Here is an 18,191-nt window from a genome sequence, read left to right as displayed (position 1 = left end):
AGAAGAGGCGGCCGCCGGAGATCAGGCGCCAGAACTCGCCGCGGCCGACCGCGTCGGCGCCGGGGACGTGCGCGGCGAGCGCCGCGGTCTTGAGGCGGAAGAAGATCGCGTCGCCGGGCCAGAGCGCGGCGAAGGCGAACGTGGTTCCGCCCCAGCCGCCGAGGACGAAGAGCGCCGGCGCGAAGCGGCGCGCGCCGAGCACCGCCCAGCCGGCGGCGAGCAGCGAGAGCGCGGCCGCGAGGTGGACGACGGCGAAGACGCCGAACTCGCGCCACGGCACGAGCCGGTCGAAGAACGGGACGGCGGGGGGCGCGAAGAGCGACGGCAGGACGCGCTGCTGCAGCCAGAGCAGGAGCAGCAGCCCGCCCGCCGCCGCGCAGGACCATCCGACGACGACGCCGGCCGGCGCGGGGCCGACCGGCGCGGTGTCGTCGGTTCCGAGCGGCGCCGCAGGCGAGCGCGCCGCTTCGGTCACAGAGACTCGGTCCAGACCCGGTCCTCGAGGCGGCGGACGATTTCGTCGGCCAGCGTCTCGGGATCCTGGTTCAGCGTCTCGACGACGACGTCGGCCTTGAGGTACTCCGGCCGCCGCGCGTCGTAGAGGTTCTGGAACCGCTCGTTGTTCTCGTCGTCGGCGCGCAGCAGACCGAGCTCGTAGGCGTTGGCGAGGCACTCCTCGAGCGACGAGTCGAGCGCGACGCTGACGCCGGCGAGCGTCATCGTGCGGCGGTTGCCGCGGTCCACGAAGGTGTTCGCGCTGGTCACCGCGATCGACGGCGGCCCGGTGCAGATGGAGACGAGGGCGCGGCGCTCGCGCTGCTTGTACCCGTTCTCCCCTTCCTTCTTGTAGATCTCCTGCGTGCTCATCTTGGCGCCGGCCTCGACGACGTCCTCGATGTCGAACAGCGGCCGGCCCAGACGCTGGGACAGCGCGCGCCCGACCTCGAGCTTCGGCGCGCCGAGGAAACCCACCAAGAACAGACGGTCCGGAATCATGGTTCGTTACCTCCCGGCGCCGCTCGGCGCCGCGGCGTGCACGGCCCAGCCCCGCTCCCCGGCCCGCACCGCGAACGGCAGGCGGTTTTCTTCCGGGGTCCGCGGGCACCGATAAATCGTCCGGCCGTAGGCGCACAGCGGATGGTAGGCCAAGTTGAAATCGAGAACATACCAGCCGTCGGGGCCGGGCGCGAGATCGAGGTACCGCCCGGCGCCGTAGGTCTCGACGCCGGAGGCGGCGTCGAGGAACGGCAGGAACAGTTCGTCCGCGTACTTCGGGGCGAGGTCCTTGAGCCGGTAGACGGTGAGCCGGCGCGTCGCCCCGGCCATCGGGAACTCGACGTAGCCGACCTTCTCCGCCGGGCGCGGGACGCCGCGCGTGGTGACGATCGTCAGCGGGACCGGCTGCGGGAAGCGCCGCAGCTTGACCGCGAAGCGGGCCGCCGGGTCGAAGGGGTAGTAGTCGAGCCCCTTGAACGAGGCGCGCGCCTCGGGCGGGATCGGCGAGTCCGCATCCGACCGGAACGAGGCGTCCTTGTCCGCGCGCTCCTTGGCCACGGCGTCCGCGGCGAGGAAGCGCAGCCCCGCGGGCGGGGTCTCCCGCGCCGCCCCGGCGGAACAGCCGGCCGCGGCGAGCAGCGCCGCCGCGCAGGCCGCGACGATCCAGTTGGTCCTCATGGCCCAAGCATAAACCAGTCGCGGCGGGGGCGCGGCGGTCACCACGAGACGGGGATCCGCAGGACGCGCCCGGTTCCCTTGTCGCGGGCGAGGACGTGGCCGCGGGCGCGGCCGTGGGCCCAAAGGGCCGCGGTGAGCAGGACGTCGTCGCGGCAGTAGCGCTCGATGAGGTCGAAGCGCCCTTGGCGCACCCAGGCGAGCGACTGCAGCCCGTCGGCCGACTTCCCCGCCCCGAGCGTCGCCTCGGCGAGATGGGCGAGGCCGAGCCGTCGGCCGATCACCGCCTGGATCTCCTTGAGCAGGTCGAGCGAGCGGACGCGCGCGAGGCGCCGGCCGCCGGGATAGGCGGAGAGGACGGTCAGGTCGAAGCGGTCTTGGTTGAAGCCGACGACGCGGTCCGCGGCGAGCAGGGCGTCGATCAGCGCCGGGGCTTCGTTCTCGCGCCACGTGCGGAACTCGCCGCTCGCGCCGTCGAGCGTCACGGCCAGGGCAAGCCCCATCTTGTTGATGTAGTTCCAGCCGCCGACGTCGTCGGCGCCGCGCAGCGTTTCGACGTCGAAGAAGATCCAGCGTCCTTCGTCGGGGCCGAGGAGCGAGACGGGGTCCGGAAAGTCCCAGCGCCACGCGCCGCCGAGCGCGCGCGTCGGCGTCCCATCGGGGGGATTGAGCACGGAAAGCTCCTCTTCGTCCGGAACGAGGATCGGGGAGTCCTCGCCGCGCGCGGACGCGGACCGCGCCGCGTCGTCCGCGGAAACGGACCGCGCCTCGTCGCGCGCGCGGACGGACCGTGCCGCGTCGCCCGCCGCGGCCGCGGAGGCGCCGTCGTCGGCGGCGGCCGAAGTTGCGCGGCCTTCGTCGGGCGGCGGCCCGAAGAAGCCGTCCGGCGCGGCGACGCCGCCCCGCGCGCCGGGATGCAGGACGCGGCGGTGCGTCGTCAGGCGGGCCTCGACGTCGGCGCGCGTGGCGCGCGTTTCGCCGAGCGGCCGCGCGCCGGTGAGGATCTCCAGCGCGAAGCGCCCGCCGTCCTTGTCGAGCGGCCGGTTGCCGGAGCCGCACTTCGGCGACTGGATGCAGGCGGGGCAGCCGTCCTCGCAGGGGCACGACGCGACGAGGTCCCGCGTCTTCGCCAAGATGTCCTCGGCGCGCGCGAAGCCGACCTCGGCGAGGCCGACGCCGCCGGGCCAGCCGTCGTAGACGAAGATCGCCGGCGCGTCGATCTGCGGGTGCAGGGCGTAGGAGATCCCGCCGAGATCCCAGCGGTCGCAGATCGTCTGCAGCGGGAAGAGGCCGATCATCGCGTGCTCGACGGCGTGCAGCGAGCCGGCGGGATGGAACTCCTCGTCCACCAGCGCCTCGAGCAGCTCGTTCGGCATCTCCAGCCAGAAGGCGACCGTCTCCAGCTCCATCGGCGGGGCCTCGAGCGGATGGCGCGAGATCTCCTCCTGCGTGAACATCCGCCGCCGCCCGTACCCCTCGACGAACGTCGTGACCTTGACCCGCCCCCAGCAGAGGCGCGCCGGACCGACCGGCCGCTCCCCCTTCCGCTCGAGGATCTCCGTCTCCTTGCGCGCGTAGACCTGCGTGTAGTAGTCCACGTCGGCCGGCTCGAGCGTGATCGTGCGCGTGTCGGCGTCGAGCGAGAGGGAGCGGAACGTCTGCCCCATGTGGAGGTAGATCGCGCCCGGATGCCCCTCGAACCAGGCGCGCGATTCGTCGAGCGTCCCCATCGGCCGCCCGTCGCCGGCCCGCTTGAGCTCGTACTGCTGTCCCGCGCTGCGCAGCGGGATGTCGCGCTGCGGCCGGCTGCGGAGCGTGAACCAGCGTTCGTCGTCGTCCTCGGCGCGGAGCAGCCGCCCTTCGTCCACGAGACGTCGCGCGCGCTGGGCGCCGTTCTCCCCCTGCAGGAAGAGGACGTCGGCCGGGCCGAGCGAGCGCTCGCTTCCCGCGGCGACGAGGTGCGCGTCGGCGATCGTGTCGTTGTCCGGATCGAGCACGACCCGCTCGAACTCGCCGGAGAAGAAGTGCTCCGGATGGGCCACGACGTAGCGGTCCAGCGCGTCGGGCAGCGCGACGAGGACGGCCAGCGATTCGCGGTCCTGGCGCCCGGCGCGGCCGATCCGCTGCCACGACGTGGCGAGCGAGCCGGGATAGCCGACGAGGATGCAGACGTCGAGGCCGCCGACGTCGATCCCCGCCTCGAGCGCCGAGGTGCTGACGACCCCTTCGAGCTCGCCGGAGAAGAGGCGGCGTTCGATCTCGCGCCGTTCCTCCGGCAGGTAGCCGGAACGGTAGCCGGCGACGCGCGCCGCGAGGTCCGGCCGCGACTGGCGCAGCCACTGGTGCATCAGCTCCGTCACGCGGCGCGCCTTGGTGAAGGCGATCGTCTTGCGCCCCGCGTCCACCGCGCGGGCGAGCACGTGCACCGCGACGGTGTACGGGCTGACCGCGTCCGGCGCGAGGAAGAGGGTGTGGCGCGGCGTGCGCGGCGCGCCGCACTCCCGCACGACCTCGCACGGCTCGCCGAAGAGCGTCTCGGCGAAGGCGCGCGGCTCGCCGATCGTCGCCGAGCCGGCGACGATCAACGGGTCGCCGCCGTGAAGGCGCGCGAGACGGAAGAGGCGCCGCAGCACGTGGTGCGCGTGGGCGCCGAAGATCCCGCGGTAGACGTGGGCCTCGTCCACCGCGACGAGCTGCAGGTGCTCGAGGAACGGCCGCCACGTCTCGTGCGACGGCAGGATGCCGAGGTGCAGCATGTCCGGGTTGGTGACGACGACCGCGGGCGGAGTGTGCCGGATCCGCCGCCGCGACGTCTCCGGCGTGTCGCCGTCGTAGACCTCCGCCGCCTCGGACGGCTTGAGGCCGAGAGGCGCGAGGGCGCGGCGGATCGCGGCGAGCTGGTCGCGGGCCAGGGCCTTGAGCGGATAGACGAAGACGGCGCGGGCGGCGGGGTCGAGCGCGCGGCGGGCGAGGAAGGCGAGGACGTAGGCGAGCGTCTTGCCCGACGCGGTCGGCGTGGCGAGAAGGACGTTGTTCCCCGCGGCGACGAGGTCCAGCGCCGCGGCCTGATGGCTGTAGAGGCGCGCCGCGCCGAGCTTCAGCGCCGCCTCGCGCGCGCCCGGCGGCCAGCCGGAGGCCGGCTCGGCGTAGACCGGATCGCTTCCCGGGACGAGGCCGCGGTGGCGCACGAACGAGGCGAGCTTCGGATCGGAGGCGAGCGACGCGACGAGCGCGCCCATGTCCCCCGCCGCCGCGGCTTCCGCCGCGCGCCGTCCGCCCGCGCCTTGCCTTCTCGTCGCCACGCGCCGCTCCCGTTTCGGACCGCTTCCCGAGGCCATTCTAGTGTCCCCGCGGCGATTTGACCGATAATGGCTTCCCGCCGGCGGGACGGGCGGAAGGAGCGAGCGCGATGACGATCGGCGATCCGATGATCAGCGAGAAGTTGGAGCAGGTTCCGGCGATCCTGAAGGAGCTGGGGCTCGACGCGTGGCTGCTCTTCGCGCGCGAGACGCACACGATCCACGATCCCTGCTTCGACCTCGTCGTCGGCCCGAACGTCACCTGGCAGTCGGCGTTCGTCCTGACCGCCGCGGGTGACCGCGTCGCGCTCGTCGGCAGCCTCGACAAGCCGAACCAGGAGATGCACGGCCACTACAGCCCGATCGTTCCGTACGTCGGCGGGATCGGCGAGGAGCTGCGCAAGACGCTGCAGCGGTTCGACCCGCAGCGGATCGCCGTCAACTACTCCGAGAACGACGTGATGGCCGACGGCCTGACGCACGGGATGTTCCTCGCGCTGCACAAGGCGCTCGAGGGAACGCCGTACGGCGCGCGGCTCGAATCGGCGGAGCTGCTCGCGGCGACGCTGCGCGGGCGGAAATCGCCGGGCGAGCGGGCGCGGGTGGCGAAGGCCTGCGAGCTGACCTGCGACATCTACGAGCGGCTGACGCCGCGGCTGCGTCCCGGCCTGACGGAGAAGCAGGTCGCGGGGCTGATCGCCGAGGAGATGGAGAAGATCGGCGGGCTGGAGCTGGCGTGGGACGCCGAGCACTGCCCGGCCGTCTTCACCGGCCCGGAGTCGGCGGGGGCGCACGCGGGCCCGACCGACCGCGTGATCGAGCCGGGGCACATCGTCAACACCGACTTCGGCGTGAAGTACGACGGCTACTGCTCCGACCTGCAGCGCACGTGGTATTTCCTGCGCCCCGGCGAAGAGCGGGCGCCGGAGGACGTGCAGCGCGGGTTCGACACGATCGTCGCGGCGATCCAGAAGTCGAAGGACGCGATGCGCCCCGGCGTGACGGCGGGGGCGGTGGACGACGTCGCCCGCGGGCACATCGTGGCGCAGGGCTACCCCGAGTTCCCGCACGCCCTCGGGCATCAAGTCGGCCGCGTCGCGCACGACGGCGGCGCGGTCCTCTGCCCGCGCTGGGAGCGCTACGGCACGCTGCCCGACATGAAGGTCGAGGCGAACCAGATCTACACGCTCGAGCCGCGCCTGCCGGTTCCCGGCCACGGCATCGCGACGATCGAGGAGATCGTCGCCGTGAACGACGACGGCGCCGTCTGGCTCTCCCGTCCTCAGCGCGAGCTCTACCTCGTGCGCCCGTAACCCACCCGCGCACCGCATCGCGCATCGCGCACCGCGCATCGCGCGCCGCGCACCGCGCCACCCCGCGCCGACGCCGTCCCCCGACGTCGGCGCGTTTTCATTCCCGCCACGCCCGCCGCATCCCCTCCCGACGCCCCACGCCCATCCACGAAAGCGCACCCACCACGACGACGCGTGCGCCCCGACGACGACGCGCGGCGCGACGACAACGCGCGGCACCACGACGATGTGCGTCATGACGACGACGCGCGGCATGACGACGATGCGCGGCACGACGACGACGCGCAACACGACGACGATGCGCGCGACACGACGACGATGTGCGGCATGACGACGATGCCCGTAGGGGCGGTTGGCGCGCCGATCACATCGTCGGAACAACGGCGTCGCCACCGCGCCTGCCGCCCGACCTGAACACCGCACCCGGTTGCCGTTGGGTGCCCCAAGGCAACGTTGCGCGTGAATCACGTCGGGAGGCAGGCGCGGAGGAATCGTCCGCGGGCGAACGATCATCGGGACGCGCCAGCCTCCCCTACGGCCGGACGCGACGCCGACGAGCGCGTCGTGCGGCGGGGGGCGGCGGCGGAGCATTGCCCCGTCGCGGAGCCGCCGCCCCCTGACGCGCGACGCGCGCCGCCCGAGTCGCACGCGCTCTGACGCCGCAACGCGAGAGACCACGCGGCGACCGCCGACCGAGGCCGCGGCGCGAGGCGCCGCAAGACGCACGAACCATCCAAGAGGAACCATCCCCTCGCCGCCGAGCAGCATCGCGCGCCACCAAAGACGACAGCGCGTCGTGCGGACCGCGCGGGCACTACGCAAGCGAACCCCCGCGGGCAGTACGCAATCGAAACCCGCGGGCCGTACGCAATCGAAACCCGCGGGCCGTACGCAGTCGAAACCCGCGGGCAGTACGCAGTCGAAATCAGCGCGCCATCGAAGAAAGCGTGTACGCCACCGCCGGATACCCGACGAAGTGAAAGAGGCTGTCCGGCGCCGTCGCGCCCATGCCGACGTCGCGCAGCGGAAGCTCCGGCCAGCCGACCGACGTCGCGTAGGCGAGCGGACGCCCGACCGGCGCGCCGTCCCCGAGACGCTCCGCCGTCTCGCGCAGCAACGACAACCCGAACGGCAGGGCGAAGCGCCCGCACCACGTGTTGCGGTAGACGTCCGGATGCTCCACGTCCACGAAGTCGGCGTAGACGCTCCGCACCTTCGCCGCGGTCAGCGGCCCGGCGAGCGGCCCCTCGAGCAGCGCGCGGTCGTGCGCCGTCGCCTTGACGTACGCCTCGACCCCGCCCTCGCCGTACGGCGTGAACTTGAAGTCCGGCCCGTAGTGGACCGCGTCGCTCGACACGACCACCGCGACGTCCGTCCCCAGCCGCAGCCCGCGCTTCTTCATCACGTCGGCGAGCCGCGCCCCCGCCAGCCGCGCCAACTCCTCCAGCCGCGCCATCGAGGCCGCGGGGACGATGATCGGCACGATCTCGACGTCCGGCCGCGCGTGCCGCAGCCAGTAGACGAGCGCCTCGAGCGAGTGCTCGCTGTCGTGCATCGCCGCGTCCTGGACGAAGGCGTCCGCCGGCAGCCCGGCGAGCAGCTCGTCGCGCAGCGCCGAGACCTTCACCGGCCCGTCCGGCGCCCGCCACTCGCGGTACGGATCGAAGACCAGCCGGTCGTGTTCGCCGAAGCGGCGGTACTTGTGGAAGACGCCGACCAGCACGACCGTCTTCGCCGTGACGAGCGGCAGCACGCGGCGGTAGACGCGCGCCGCGTAGAGGTAGTCGTCGTGCGGGCAGATCGCCCCGGCGACGCCGGCGGCCGGCGCGGGGCCGAGGATCAGCGGATCGGGCCCGGTCGTCGAGAGGTCCCACGCCTTGGCCATTCCCTTCGCGGTCGAGGCGAAGCCGATCCCGTCGAGTTGCCCGCGCACGTCGTCCCTAGACGGCACGGCCATCGCGCGCCGCGCCTCCTCGAGCGTCGGTTTTGCGGCCGCGGCCGGCGCGAGCGCCGCCTGCGGGTACGCCGTCGTCGCGGCGCCCAGCAGCGCCGCCGCCAACGCGAGACTTCGCGTCATCGTCCGAGCCCTCCGCGCGCCCCCGCGCGCCGTCCCATCATTCCGCCGTCGCGCCGCCGATTCAACAGCCCGGCCGCACGGACGCCGCGGACGAGACCGCCCCGGCGCGGACATCCGCGCCTCGCGCCGCGCCCGCGCGGCCGCTCACTCCTCCTCCGCCTCGAGCTGCGTGCGCAGCAGGTCGTCGAGCGTCTCGCGGCGCCGCACGAGCCGGTCGCGCCCGTTCTCGATCAGCACCTCCGCCGGCCGCGGCCGCGAGTTGTAGTTGCTGCTCATCTCGAAGCCGTACGCGCCGGCGTTGAGGAACGCCAGCACGTCCCCTTCCCGCACCTCCGGGAGCTGCCGGTCCCAAGCGAAGGTGTCGGTCTCGCAGATGTAGCCGACGACGCTGTAGACGCGCGGCGTGCCGCGCGGATTGCTCAGGTTCACGATCCGGTGGTAGGCGTTGTAGAGCATCGGGCGGATCAGGTGGTTGAGCCCCGTGTCGAGCCCGACGAAGACCGTCGAGACGGTCTGCTTGACGACGTTGGCCCGCGCCAGCAGCAGCCCGGCCTCGCTGACGAGGAACTTCCCCGGCTCGAACCACAGCTCCAGCTCGCGGCCGCACTCCTCGCGGAAGCGGGCTAAGCTCTCCCCCAGCGCGCGCCCGAGCGCCTCGACGTCGGTCGCCGGCTGGTCCTCGCGGTACTGCACCTTGAAGCCGCTGCCGAAGTCGAGGAAGCGCAGCGCCGGAAACTGCCGCGCCGCGTCGTAGAGGATCTCCGCCGCCTCGAGGAAGACGCCGGCGTCGAGGATCTCCGAGCCGGTGTGCATGTGCAGCCCGGCGACGTCGATCCCGTAGGTCGAGACGATCCGCAGCAGGTGCCGCAGCTGGTAGATCGACACGCCGAACTTCGAGTCGATGTGCCCGGTCTGGATGTGCGGGTTCCCGCCGGCCAGCACGTGGGGGTTGATCCGCACGCAGCACGGCACGCGTCCGCCGAAGGCGTGGCCGAACCGCTCCAGCGCCGAGAGGCTGTCCACGTTGACCATCGCCCCCCGCTCGACCGCCGCGCGCAGCTCGTCGAACGAGACGCCGTTGGGGGTGAAGATGATCTGCGACGGCTCGAAGCCGGCGCGCAGCGCGATCTCGACCTCGCCGATCGAGACGGTGTCGAGCCCCGCGCCGAGCCGCCGCATCAGCCGCAGCACGGCGAGGTTCGTCAGCGCCTTGGCGGCGTACTTGATCCGCAGCGGCGACCCGGCGAAGGCGGCGGCGAGGCGCGCGTACTGCCGCGCGATCGTCTCCGCGTCGTAGACGTAGAGCGGCAGCCCGCGCCGCTCGGCGACGTCGAGCAGCGGGATCCCCTGCACGCCGTAGGCGCTTCCGTCGAAGTCGAACATCGACCGTCCTCCTGCGGGAGGAGGATACGGGCAGTCGGACGACGAGAGGGGCGGGGAAAGAGGGGACGCCGGCCGACGCCGGCGTCCCGGACGATCAGTTCCCGAAGGCCAACGAAAGGCTCGGCGCGTAGGTGATCAGCAGCACGCCGAGCGCGAGGATCAGCAGGAACGGCAGCACGGCGCGGTAGAGCTTCGCCATCGGCTGCCCGAAGCGCTGCGAGGAGAGGAACAGGTTCAGGCCGACCGGCGGGAAGAGGAACCCCAGCTCGAGGTTGGCGAGGAAGATGATCCCGAGATGCACCGGATCGACGCCGTACGCGGCGCCGAGCGGCACGACCAGCGGCGTCAGCACGACGATCGCCGAGAAGATCTCGAGCACGCTCCCCAGGACCAGCAGCACGACGTTGAGCGCGAGCAGGAAGACGACCGGCGACTGGATGTGCGCCTGCACTCCCTTGAGCAGAGCGTCGGGGATCTGGGCGTCCACGAGGTAGCCGGTGAGCCCCATCGCGCAGCTCAGCAGGAGCAGCACCGCGCCGACCATCGCCGCCGCCTTGAGCAGCGCCTGCGGCAGTCCGCGCGCGAGGTCGAGGTCCTTGTGGACGAAGCAGGCGATGACCGCGGTGTAGGCCGCGGCCGCCGCGGCCGTCTCGAGCACGCTCGCCTTGCCCGAGGCGAAGAGCGCGATCATCACCACCGGGATCGACAGCTCCCACTTCGCCTCCCACGTCGCGGCGAGCGCCTCCTTGAGCGAGAACGGCCGGCGCGTTCCCTGGATCTTGCGGCCGACCAAGACGCCGTAGGCGGCGACGAGGAGCACCAGCACCAAGCCCGGAAGCAGACCGGCGAGGAACAGCTTGTTGGCCGGAACCTGCGCCACGACGCTGTAGAGGATCACCGGCAGGCTGGGCGGGAAGAGCAGCCCGAGCGAGCCGGCGGCGGTGACGAGGCCGAGCGAGAACTTCTCCGAGTAGCCGTCCTCGCGCAGGATCGGGTAGACGAGTCCGCCGAGGGCGATGATCGTCACGCCCGAGCCGCCGGTGAAGGCGGTGAAAAGCGCGCAGACCGCGGCGACGAGCACCGCCACGCCCCCCGGCATGAAGCCGAAGATCGCGCGGAAGAAGCGGACGAGCCGCTGCGCGGCCTTCGTCTCGGCGAGGATGAAGCCGGTCGCCGTGAGCAGCGGGATCGCCGGCAGCGACGGCGACTCGATCAGCCGGTTGATCTCCGCCGAGACGGCGGCGACCGGCGTGCCGTCCTTCCAGAACAGCAGCAGCGCGAAGCCGGACATCGCGGCGAAGACCGGCGCGCCGAGCAGCGTCGCCGCGAGCAGCAGCGCGGCGAGCAGCCAGACGAGGAGCGACGGCGGCTGCGCGGCGCCGAGCGCGAACGTCGCGGCGACGAGCAGCAGCGCGGCGCCGCGCCCGCTCCAGCGGGACGACGAGCGCCAAAGAAAGACCAGCGCCATCGCGGCCAGCGCGAGCGGCATCGCGCTCTCGCTGACCCAGAGCGGCAGCCCGAAGAGGAGCTGCGTCCCCTGCTCCTTCACGTCGAGCACGACGCGCGACGCAGCGTAGGCCAGAACGCCGCAGACGATCGCCGGCACCGCCTGCGCGGCGAAGGCGGCGACCCGCCGCACCGGTCCCTCCGGCAGCGCCGTCGCCGCCGAGAGCTTGAGGTGCTGCCCGGCCAGCGCGGCGACGAGGCCGCCGAGGAACGTCAGCAGGAACGTCAGCTGCTGCACGTAGCTGGCGTTCCCCGGAATGTGGAAGTTGCCGAGGGGCCGTCCGGCGAAGTCGATCAGCGGCAACAGCGCGAGGAGCGCGAACGCCGCCACGAGGATCCAGTCCAGCGCCTCGCGGCCGCCCGCCTTCGCGGCCCCGCCCCACCTCCGCGCGGGGCCGGGCGCCGGGCGGGCGGCGATTTCGTCGGTCAACGTCCCGCCTTCTTCGCGCGGCACTCGTCGCGCGACCGGAGCGCCATGTCGAACATGTCGGCCGGGACCAGCGGGCCGCGGACCTTGGAGTAGACCGACTCGACGAGCTTGGTCCAGCGGTCGCGGTCGGCCGGGGCGAGCGTCACGACGTTCACGCCGCGGCGCTTGATGGCGTCGAGGTCGCGCGGCGTCGCGGCGCGCGTGGACTGGCTGAGCTTGCGCCCGGCCTCGCGCGCGGCGGCGAGGAGCTGCGGCCGCACGTCGGCGGGGATCTTCTCCCAGGTCGCCTTGGAGACGACGAAGCCGCCGGCGAGCACGGCCCAGTCGATCTCGGTCATGTTGCGGGCGTCGTTGACGTACTGCAGCGTCACGGCCACCTGCGGCGTCGTGGAGACGGCGCCGACGAGGCCGGTCTTGAGCGCGGTGGCGAGTTCCGTCGAGGGGAGCGGAACCGGGTTGAAGCCGGCCGACTTCCAGAGCTCGACGTACTGGTCGTCGCCGGCCCAGGCGAACATCTTCAGCCGGCGCAGGTCGTCCGGCGTGCGCACGGGGCTCTTGGTGAAGAACTGGATGTAGCCGGCGTCGGCCCAGCCGAGCAGCTCGAACCCCTTGTCCTGCATCCGGCGCGCGACGGCCGGCCCGACCTTGTCGAGGGCGCAGTCGAACTCGCCGTAGCCGGCGTAGGCCATCGGGATCTCCATCGCCATCGCGCCGCGGTCGATCTCCGTCAGCCCGGCGCTGGTGAGGAGCGCGGCGTTGAGCGTGCCGAGCCGCATCTTGCGCACGACGTCCACGTCGTCGCCGGCGCGGCCGCCGGGGTAGAGGCGGACGTCGATCTGCCCCTTCCCCGCCTTGCGCCACTGATCGACCATCTCGAGCACGATGCGGTGCCAGTCCGACCCCTCGGGGACGAGCGTGGCCATCTTGATCACCACCTGCGCCGAGGCGGCGCCGGAGGCGAGGAGCAGCGCGCCGGCGGCCGCGAGGGCGCGTCCGGCGAAGCGAAGTGAGTTCTTCACGGTCGTGTCTCCGTTCTATTCCACGAACAGCCGGTCGGTGCGGCCGAGCAGCCAGCGGGCGCGCTTCTGCGCGACGAGGTTGGCCATCCGGTCGCGGGGCGCCGCGTCGGGATCGATCGCCAGCGCCTCGTTGAGCAGCCGTTCGAATTCAGCCTTGTCCTGCTTCGGCACGTCCACCGACTCGGCCAGCGCGACGAGCGGGCCGGCGCGTCGGCCGCCCGACAGGCGCCGCGCGGCCTCGAAGTGGGTCCGCGCCCGCTCCTCCGAGCCGCCCGCCGCGGCGGCGCGCGATTCGTAGGAGAGGAGCAGGTCGTGGGGCGCGCCCTCGGCGTACGCCTCGTCGAGTTCGACGACGCGGCGCATCAGCGCCTCGACCGCCGGCAGGTCGGCGACGAGATCGACGTCCTGCTTCGACATGCCGATCGCGGCGCCCCACGCGGCCGCGGTCCAGTGGGCCGTCGGCACGTCGGAGCGTTCGAGCAGCGCGACGGCGGCGGCGGGATCGGTCTTGATCCGCGTCGCGAAGCCGGGGTGCGCGACCTCGAGCCCGCGCAGCCCGTAGCCGAGCGCGCGCTTGTACATCCGCACCGCCCGGGCGCGCAGCTCCGTGGCGCGGGCGAGATCCTGCTCCTCGACGTAGTCCGCCTCGCACTGCAGGTAGGCGTAGGAGTACGAGGTAAAGCCGCTCGTCGCCGCGAAGAGCAGCCCTTCGTGGCGCGGCGACTTGGCGAGCAGCCCCTCGATCGTCTTCAGCCCGAACGGAATCGCCGCGCCGACGAACTCCGGATCGTCGTCCGAGGCGAAGGTGTCCGAGCCGGAAGCGAGCGCGTCCCCGAGACGGTTGACGGCCAGCTTCTCGATCGAGCAGCCGGGCAGCGCCGCCGCGAACGCGGCGACGCCGCAGAGGGCGACGAACCGCCGGCGGGCCCGAGAACCCTCGCCGACGACGCCCCACAGCGAAAGCAAAGCCATGACCTCACCTCGCGGCGGACGCTAAGAGCCACCGCGACGGGAGTTTACTCTGCGCCCCCGTTCCGCGCCGCGCCGAGTCGCCTCCGCGCGGTCCGCCCCGGCGGTCCGGCGTTCCGCCGCCGGGTCAACCGACGGGAAGCGGCGCGAGGAACGTGAACGGCGCGATCGGCAGGTTGCGGAGGGCCCAGAACGCGACCGTGGCGACGAGCACGATCCGGCCGACGAGCGGCCGTCGCGGCCAGCGCCAGCCCTCGCCGCCGGCCGCGACGCGCAGGTCGTCCCAAGTCAGCGCCGCGAGGAACGGGATCGCCGCGCAGGCGAGCGCGTTGTCGCGCAGCGCCTCGGCGAAGCCGCCGCCGAGCAGCGCCCGCAGGCAGCGCATCGAGCCGCAGCCCGGGCAGAGCAGGCCGCCGGTGAGGGCGTTGAACGGACAGGGCGGATACGCGCCCGCGGCGCGCGGATCGCGCCACAGGAGGCACGCGGCGAGCGCGAGCGCGCCCGCCGCCGCCGCGCCGAACCGGAGCGGGAGACCGCGACGTGCAGTCCGGCCGGTCACCGACTTTGCGAGCCGAAGATGCCGAAGGCGACGCCGATCAGAAACGCGATCACGCCGAGCCCGACGGTGACGTTGCCCCACGTGTCGGCGGAGCGGGAGGCGCGCCACGCGCCTTCGATGTCTCCGGCCCCGATCAGCGTCGTCACCTTCGCGGCGTAGACGATCGCGGCAATGCCGGTCGGCCAGCAGCAGAAGATCGTCGCCAGAATCGCCTTCACCATGTGGCTCGGCGGCAGCCCCCCGATGACCGGGCCGGGCTGAACGACGACCGGCGCCGCAGGCCGCCAACCGTTCGGGTTCGACGCCGCGGCGGCGCCGGGAAGCGGCGAGCCGCAGCCGCCGCAGTACGCCGCGCCGTCCGGGACGCGCGAGCCGCATTTGACGCAGAACATCTTCGATCCCCCTGTTTCCGTCGAAATCTCCCCGTCGATCGCCGCGGCGCGACGCCGCGGCGTCCCCGCGCACGAGTATCGGCGGCGCCGAAAGACCGGTCAAGAAGCGGAGGCGCGGGCGAGGGACGCGTCCACGCTCCCGCGCGCGAAGCGCCCGCGGCGACGACGAGCGGCGCGCGTTCGCGGCGGTGGCCGCTTCACGCGGACGGGCGCCCGGCTTGCCGCGCCGCGCGGAGGCGTGCGATAACTGCCCCAAGCCGCGGCCGGATCGCGGCGTCGCGGAGCACTCGGTGACCGAAGGCGACTATCGGCGTTTGCTCGACGAGCCGCGCTGGCGCCGCGTCGCCGTCGTCCTCCTCGCGGCGTCGCTGCTCTTCAACACCCTCGCCGTCGTCTTCTCCCCGCGCGCCTCGGCCTCGCTCCGCGACATCGGCTCCGACCATTACTCCCACTACGAGGCCGGGATCCTGTTCTGGTACCGCGGCTTCGCGGTCTACGACACGCCGCCCGACCGCCTCTGCGCCCGCGCGCCCGACGGCGGCTACACGATCCCCGAACTCGGCGACCGCCCGCCGCTCAAGATCAACTGGGGATCGTGCCCTCTTCCCTATCCGCCTCTCGTCTACGCGCTGCACGCGCCGGAGTCGTTCGCGCGATTCCACGGATGGCTGTCGTTCAGGCCCCTGAACGTCCTGACCATCCTCTCCTACCTGATCGCCACCCACGCCCTGCTCTGGGTCGTCGCGCGGCGGCTTCTTCTCCGTCCCGCGCCGGGCGATCCGCTGCCCTCATGGGCGATGGCGCTTCCGCTGCCGATCCTCTACGTGGACTGGATGCGGTTCGCGCTGATCGGCTTCTACGACGCCCTGCCCGTTCTCTGCGGCGTCCTTTGCCTGGCGGCGCTGTACGAACGACGAGACCCGCCGCTGGCCTTCCTCTGGTACGCGCTCGCCGCGGGGCTCCATTTCCGCGCGCTCTGGCTGCTTCCGTTCGGCGTCGCGGCGATCGTCCTTTGCCTGCGCGACGGCCGCCTGCGCGCGGCGCGCGACCGCGCGCTGATCGCGGCCGGGGCGTTGGTCGCCGCCCCCTCCGCCTACGCCTTCCTGCGGCTCGCCCCGCACCTCCACGACTGGCCGCCAGCGAATTGCGCGGCTTTCGGCGTCCTCGGTCAGGCGCGATGGTGGGTCTGGGCGGCGCTCGGCTGCGGCTTCGCGGGGATCCTCGCCTTGGTGCTGCTTCGTCGCTGGGCACTCGCCGGCGCTCTGGCGTTTCAGCATTCCTTCGTCTTCACCACGGTGCAGGCGATGTCGTGGCACGTGATGTTCCTCACGCCGCTCCTGCTCGTCCCGGCGATGGAGAAGTGGCCTCGGCGACTCATGGTCTGGGCGACGCTGGGGCTCACCCTCGTCTACGTCGCCCAGCGGCAGTGGCTCTGGGGCTTCCCCGACATCGTCGCCTACTTCCCGAACCTCTTCTCCGACGCCCGCCTCGCGCTCGGCCGATAGCCGCCGCGCGAGGCCTCCGGGGTCGCGCGGCGACCGCCCCCGACAAGCGGCGGGCGGCGGAGCCGTGGCCCCGCCGCCCGCGTTTGAAACGGAACGAGCCGCCGGTCAGAAGGCGAGGACGGCCCGCGTGCGGCCGGCCGGCGCGTTCTCGACGAGGCGGAACCCGGCCTTGCGGAAGAGGTCGATCATGATCGCGTTGTCGGGGAGCATCTCGGCGACGACCCGCGGGAAGCCGAGGTCCTTCGCCGCGCCGACCATCCGCTTGAGCAGTTCCTTGCCCAAGCCCTGCCCCTGCAGCGCGTCGGCGATCATCACCGAGAACTCGGCCGCGCCGTCGCTCCGCCGCAGCACGCGGGAGGCGGCGACGATCTCGCCCGCCGCGTCCTCCGCGATCACCGCCATCTCCCGCGCGTAGTCCACGAAGCAGACGCGGGTGAGGCGCTCGTGGGCGACGCGCTCGGAGAGGACGAAGTCCGCCATGAAGCGGGCGCGGACCGTCTCCGCGGAGAGGCGGTGGTGGAAGGCGACCATCGCCGGCTCGTCCTCCGGCCGCACCGGCCGGATCGTCAGCTCGGTCCCCTTCTTCGTGCGGAACGACGCGACGTACTGCTGCGGGTACGGCGCGATCGCCGGCCGCGGCAGCTTGGAGACGTCCACTCCCTCGGGGTAGACGACGACGCGCGCGTCGAGCGCGAGGAGCCTCTCCGGCGAGGCGAGCAGCGGGTTGATGTCGAGTTCCTTGATCAGCGGCTGCTCGACGAGGAGCTGGCTGAAGCGGACGAGCAGCTGCTCGAGCGCCGCCATGTCCACCGGCTTGCGGCCGCGGACCCCCTTGAGGGCGGTGTAGATCTTGGTGCGCTCCATCATCCGCCGCGCCAGCGTCGAGGTGAGCGGCGGCAGGCCCAGCGCGCGGTCCTTGAAGACCTCGACCAGCTGGCCGCCCATTCCGAACAGCAGCACCGGCCCGAACTGCGGGTCGGGGCTCGCGCCGAGGATGACCTCGTATCCCTCGAGCTTGATCATCGGCTGGACGGTGACGCCCATGAAGTGCTTGCCGCCGACCCGCTCCTCCGGCTTCGCCAGCCGCTCGACCGAGGCGTGGATCGACTCGAACGCCTCGCGCACCTTCGGCGCGTCGGTCAGGTTGAGCTTCACGCCGCCGACGTCCGTCTTGTGCGTGATCGTCTCCGAGAAGAGCTTCAGCACGACCGGGAAGCCGACCTTCTCCGCCGCCGCGGCCGCCTCGTCGGCGCTCTGGGCGATCACCGTCGGCACGGTCGGAATGCGGTAGGCCGCGAGGACCTGCTTCGACTCGTGCTCGGTGAGGATCGTGCGCCCTTCCTTCCGCGCGTTCTCGATCAGCCGCGCGACGAGCGCGCGGTCCGGCGCGCCTTCCTTGTCGGTCGGCAGGCTCGGCGTCTCGTAGAGCCCCTTGAGGTTCTCGGCGTAGCGGTGCATGTAGACGAACGCCTTCGCCGCGTCGTCGGGATACGGGAAGGTCGGGATGCCGGCCTTGTTGAGGATGTCGTCTCCGGGCGCCGTCTCCAGGCCGCCCATCCAGCTCGCCAGCACCGGCTTCCCCTCGAAGTGGGCGTACGGCGCGAGGCACTCGGCGGTGGCGGTCGGCTCGGTCATCTCCTGCGGCGTGAGGATGACCATCATCCCGTCGCTGCTCGGATCCTTGGCGACGATCTCCAGCGTCTTGGCGTACCGCTCCGGCTTGCCGTCGCCGAGGATGTCCACCGGGTTGTTGTGGCTCCACTGCGCGGGCAGCGTCTCGTTGAGCGCGGCCATCGTCTCCGGCGAGAGCTCGGTCAGCTCGGCGCCGCTGGAGATCAGCGCGTCGGTGGCCAGCACGCCGGGACCGCCGGCGTTGGTGACGATCGTCAGCCGCTTCCCCTTCGGGCGCGGCTGCTTGGCCAGGACCTCGGCCATGTTGAACAGGTCGGCGATCTGGTCCACGCGCAGCACGCCGCAGCGGCGGAAGGCGGCGTCGAGGACGTCGTCGCTGCCGGTGAGCGAGCCGGTGTGCGAGGCCGCGGCCTTCGCCGCCGCCGCCGTGCGCCCG

The 18,191-nt window shown here is 72.6% G+C and carries 15 protein-coding genes; 3 read left to right on the top strand and 12 right to left on the bottom strand.

The window, feature by feature from the left end:
• The 4 genes from LLG88_06110 to LLG88_06095 all read right to left on the bottom strand — a co-directional run.
• On the bottom strand, window positions 1–475 hold a 475-nt coding region (locus LLG88_06110; GenBank protein ID MCE5246480.1), incomplete at its 3' end, for a hypothetical protein.
• On the bottom strand, window positions 472–996 hold the full coding sequence (locus LLG88_06105) for a hypothetical protein (GenBank protein MCE5246479.1): 525 nt from the start codon (window positions 994–996) through the stop codon (window positions 472–474). The genes LLG88_06105 and LLG88_06110, both read right to left, overlap by 4 nt.
• A gap of 6 nt (window positions 997–1,002) precedes the next feature.
• Complete coding sequence (locus LLG88_06100) at window positions 1,003–1,674, bottom strand: DUF1684 domain-containing protein (protein MCE5246478.1); 672 nt, start codon at window positions 1,672–1,674, stop codon at window positions 1,003–1,005.
• Between the two features lie 38 nt (window positions 1,675–1,712).
• Window positions 1,713–4,973, bottom strand: coding sequence for a DEAD/DEAH box helicase (locus tag LLG88_06095; GenBank protein ID MCE5246477.1), 3,261 nt, complete (start codon window positions 4,971–4,973; stop codon window positions 1,713–1,715).
• 107 nt (window positions 4,974–5,080) lie between these two features.
• On the opposite strand from LLG88_06095, the gene LLG88_06090 reads away from it, so the two are divergent.
• The gene (locus tag LLG88_06090) at window positions 5,081–6,283 is read left to right on the top strand and encodes a Xaa-Pro peptidase family protein (protein ID MCE5246476.1); all 1,203 of its coding nucleotides are present in this window, start codon (window positions 5,081–5,083) and stop codon (window positions 6,281–6,283) included.
• 174 nt (window positions 6,284–6,457) lie between these two features.
• Window positions 6,458–6,697, top strand: coding sequence for a hypothetical protein (locus LLG88_06085; protein MCE5246475.1), 240 nt, complete (start codon window positions 6,458–6,460; stop codon window positions 6,695–6,697).
• A gap of 511 nt (window positions 6,698–7,208) precedes the next feature.
• Here LLG88_06085 and amrB read toward each other — a convergent pair.
• From amrB to LLG88_06050, 7 genes are all read right to left on the bottom strand, one after another.
• Window positions 7,209–8,360, bottom strand: a complete 1,152-nt coding sequence (amrB, locus tag LLG88_06080) for an AmmeMemoRadiSam system protein B (GenBank protein MCE5246474.1) — start codon at window positions 8,358–8,360, stop codon at window positions 7,209–7,211.
• Between the two features lie 144 nt (window positions 8,361–8,504).
• The gene (gene lysA, locus LLG88_06075) at window positions 8,505–9,743 is read right to left on the bottom strand and encodes a diaminopimelate decarboxylase (GenBank protein MCE5246473.1); all 1,239 of its coding nucleotides are present in this window, start codon (window positions 9,741–9,743) and stop codon (window positions 8,505–8,507) included.
• A 94-nt stretch (window positions 9,744–9,837) separates the two neighbouring features.
• On the bottom strand, window positions 9,838–11,679 hold the full coding sequence (locus LLG88_06070; protein MCE5246472.1) for a TRAP transporter large permease subunit: 1,842 nt from the start codon (window positions 11,677–11,679) through the stop codon (window positions 9,838–9,840).
• On the bottom strand, window positions 11,676–12,698 hold the full coding sequence (dctP, locus tag LLG88_06065) for a TRAP transporter substrate-binding protein DctP (protein MCE5246471.1): 1,023 nt from the start codon (window positions 12,696–12,698) through the stop codon (window positions 11,676–11,678). Before dctP ends, LLG88_06070 begins: the two co-directional genes overlap by 4 nt.
• A gap of 15 nt (window positions 12,699–12,713) precedes the next feature.
• Complete coding sequence (locus tag LLG88_06060; GenBank protein ID MCE5246470.1) at window positions 12,714–13,670, bottom strand: TRAP transporter TatT component family protein; 957 nt, start codon at window positions 13,668–13,670, stop codon at window positions 12,714–12,716.
• Window positions 13,671–13,794: 124 nt separating this feature from the next.
• Entirely contained in the window at window positions 13,795–14,226 is a 432-nt protein-coding gene (locus LLG88_06055) for a DUF2752 domain-containing protein (protein ID MCE5246469.1), read from the bottom strand.
• A complete protein-coding gene (locus LLG88_06050) occupies window positions 14,223–14,618 on the bottom strand; it encodes a CD225/dispanin family protein (GenBank protein MCE5246468.1) in 396 nt (131 codons plus the stop codon). Before LLG88_06050 ends, LLG88_06055 begins: the two co-directional genes overlap by 4 nt.
• Before the next feature lie 290 nt (window positions 14,619–14,908).
• Here LLG88_06050 and LLG88_06045 point away from each other — a divergent pair, with 290 nt between their 5' ends.
• Window positions 14,909–16,123 carry a hypothetical protein gene (locus LLG88_06045; GenBank protein MCE5246467.1) on the top strand — a complete coding sequence of 405 codons (1,215 nt, stop codon included), beginning with the start codon at window positions 14,909–14,911 and terminating at the stop codon, window positions 16,121–16,123.
• Window positions 16,124–16,228: 105 nt separating this feature from the next.
• Here LLG88_06045 and LLG88_06040 read toward each other — a convergent pair.
• Window positions 16,229–18,191: GNAT family N-acetyltransferase (locus tag LLG88_06040; protein MCE5246466.1), on the bottom strand; the 1,963-nt coding region annotated here is incomplete at its 5' end.

This window comes from bacterium, assembly GCA_021372775.1.
Classification (GTDB): Bacteria; Acidobacteriota; Polarisedimenticolia; order J045; family J045; genus JAJFTU01.
Note: the sequence above shows the minus strand (reverse complement) of the source record. Positions and strands in the feature narration are given on the sequence as shown.

Bases quoted from the DNA above. Each gene is read 5' to 3' on its own strand.
- LLG88_06090 (MCE5246476.1), top strand. From the start codon at position 5,081: ATGACGATCGGCGATCCGATGATCAGCGAGAAGTTGGAGCAGGTTCCG.
- LLG88_06105 (MCE5246479.1), bottom strand. From the start codon at position 996: ATGATTCCGGACCGTCTGTTCTTGGTGGGTTTCCTCGGCGCGCCGAAG.
- lysA (MCE5246473.1), bottom strand. From the start codon at position 9,743: ATGTTCGACTTCGACGGAAGCGCCTACGGCGTGCAGGGGATCCCGCTG.
- LLG88_06060 (MCE5246470.1), bottom strand. From the start codon at position 13,670: ATGGCTTTGCTTTCGCTGTGGGGCGTCGTCGGCGAGGGTTCTCGGGCC.
- amrB (MCE5246474.1), bottom strand. From the start codon at position 8,360: ATGACGCGAAGTCTCGCGTTGGCGGCGGCGCTGCTGGGCGCCGCGACG.
- LLG88_06050 (MCE5246468.1), bottom strand. From the start codon at position 14,618: ATGTTCTGCGTCAAATGCGGCTCGCGCGTCCCGGACGGCGCGGCGTAC.
- LLG88_06100 (MCE5246478.1), bottom strand. From the start codon at position 1,674: ATGAGGACCAACTGGATCGTCGCGGCCTGCGCGGCGGCGCTGCTCGCC.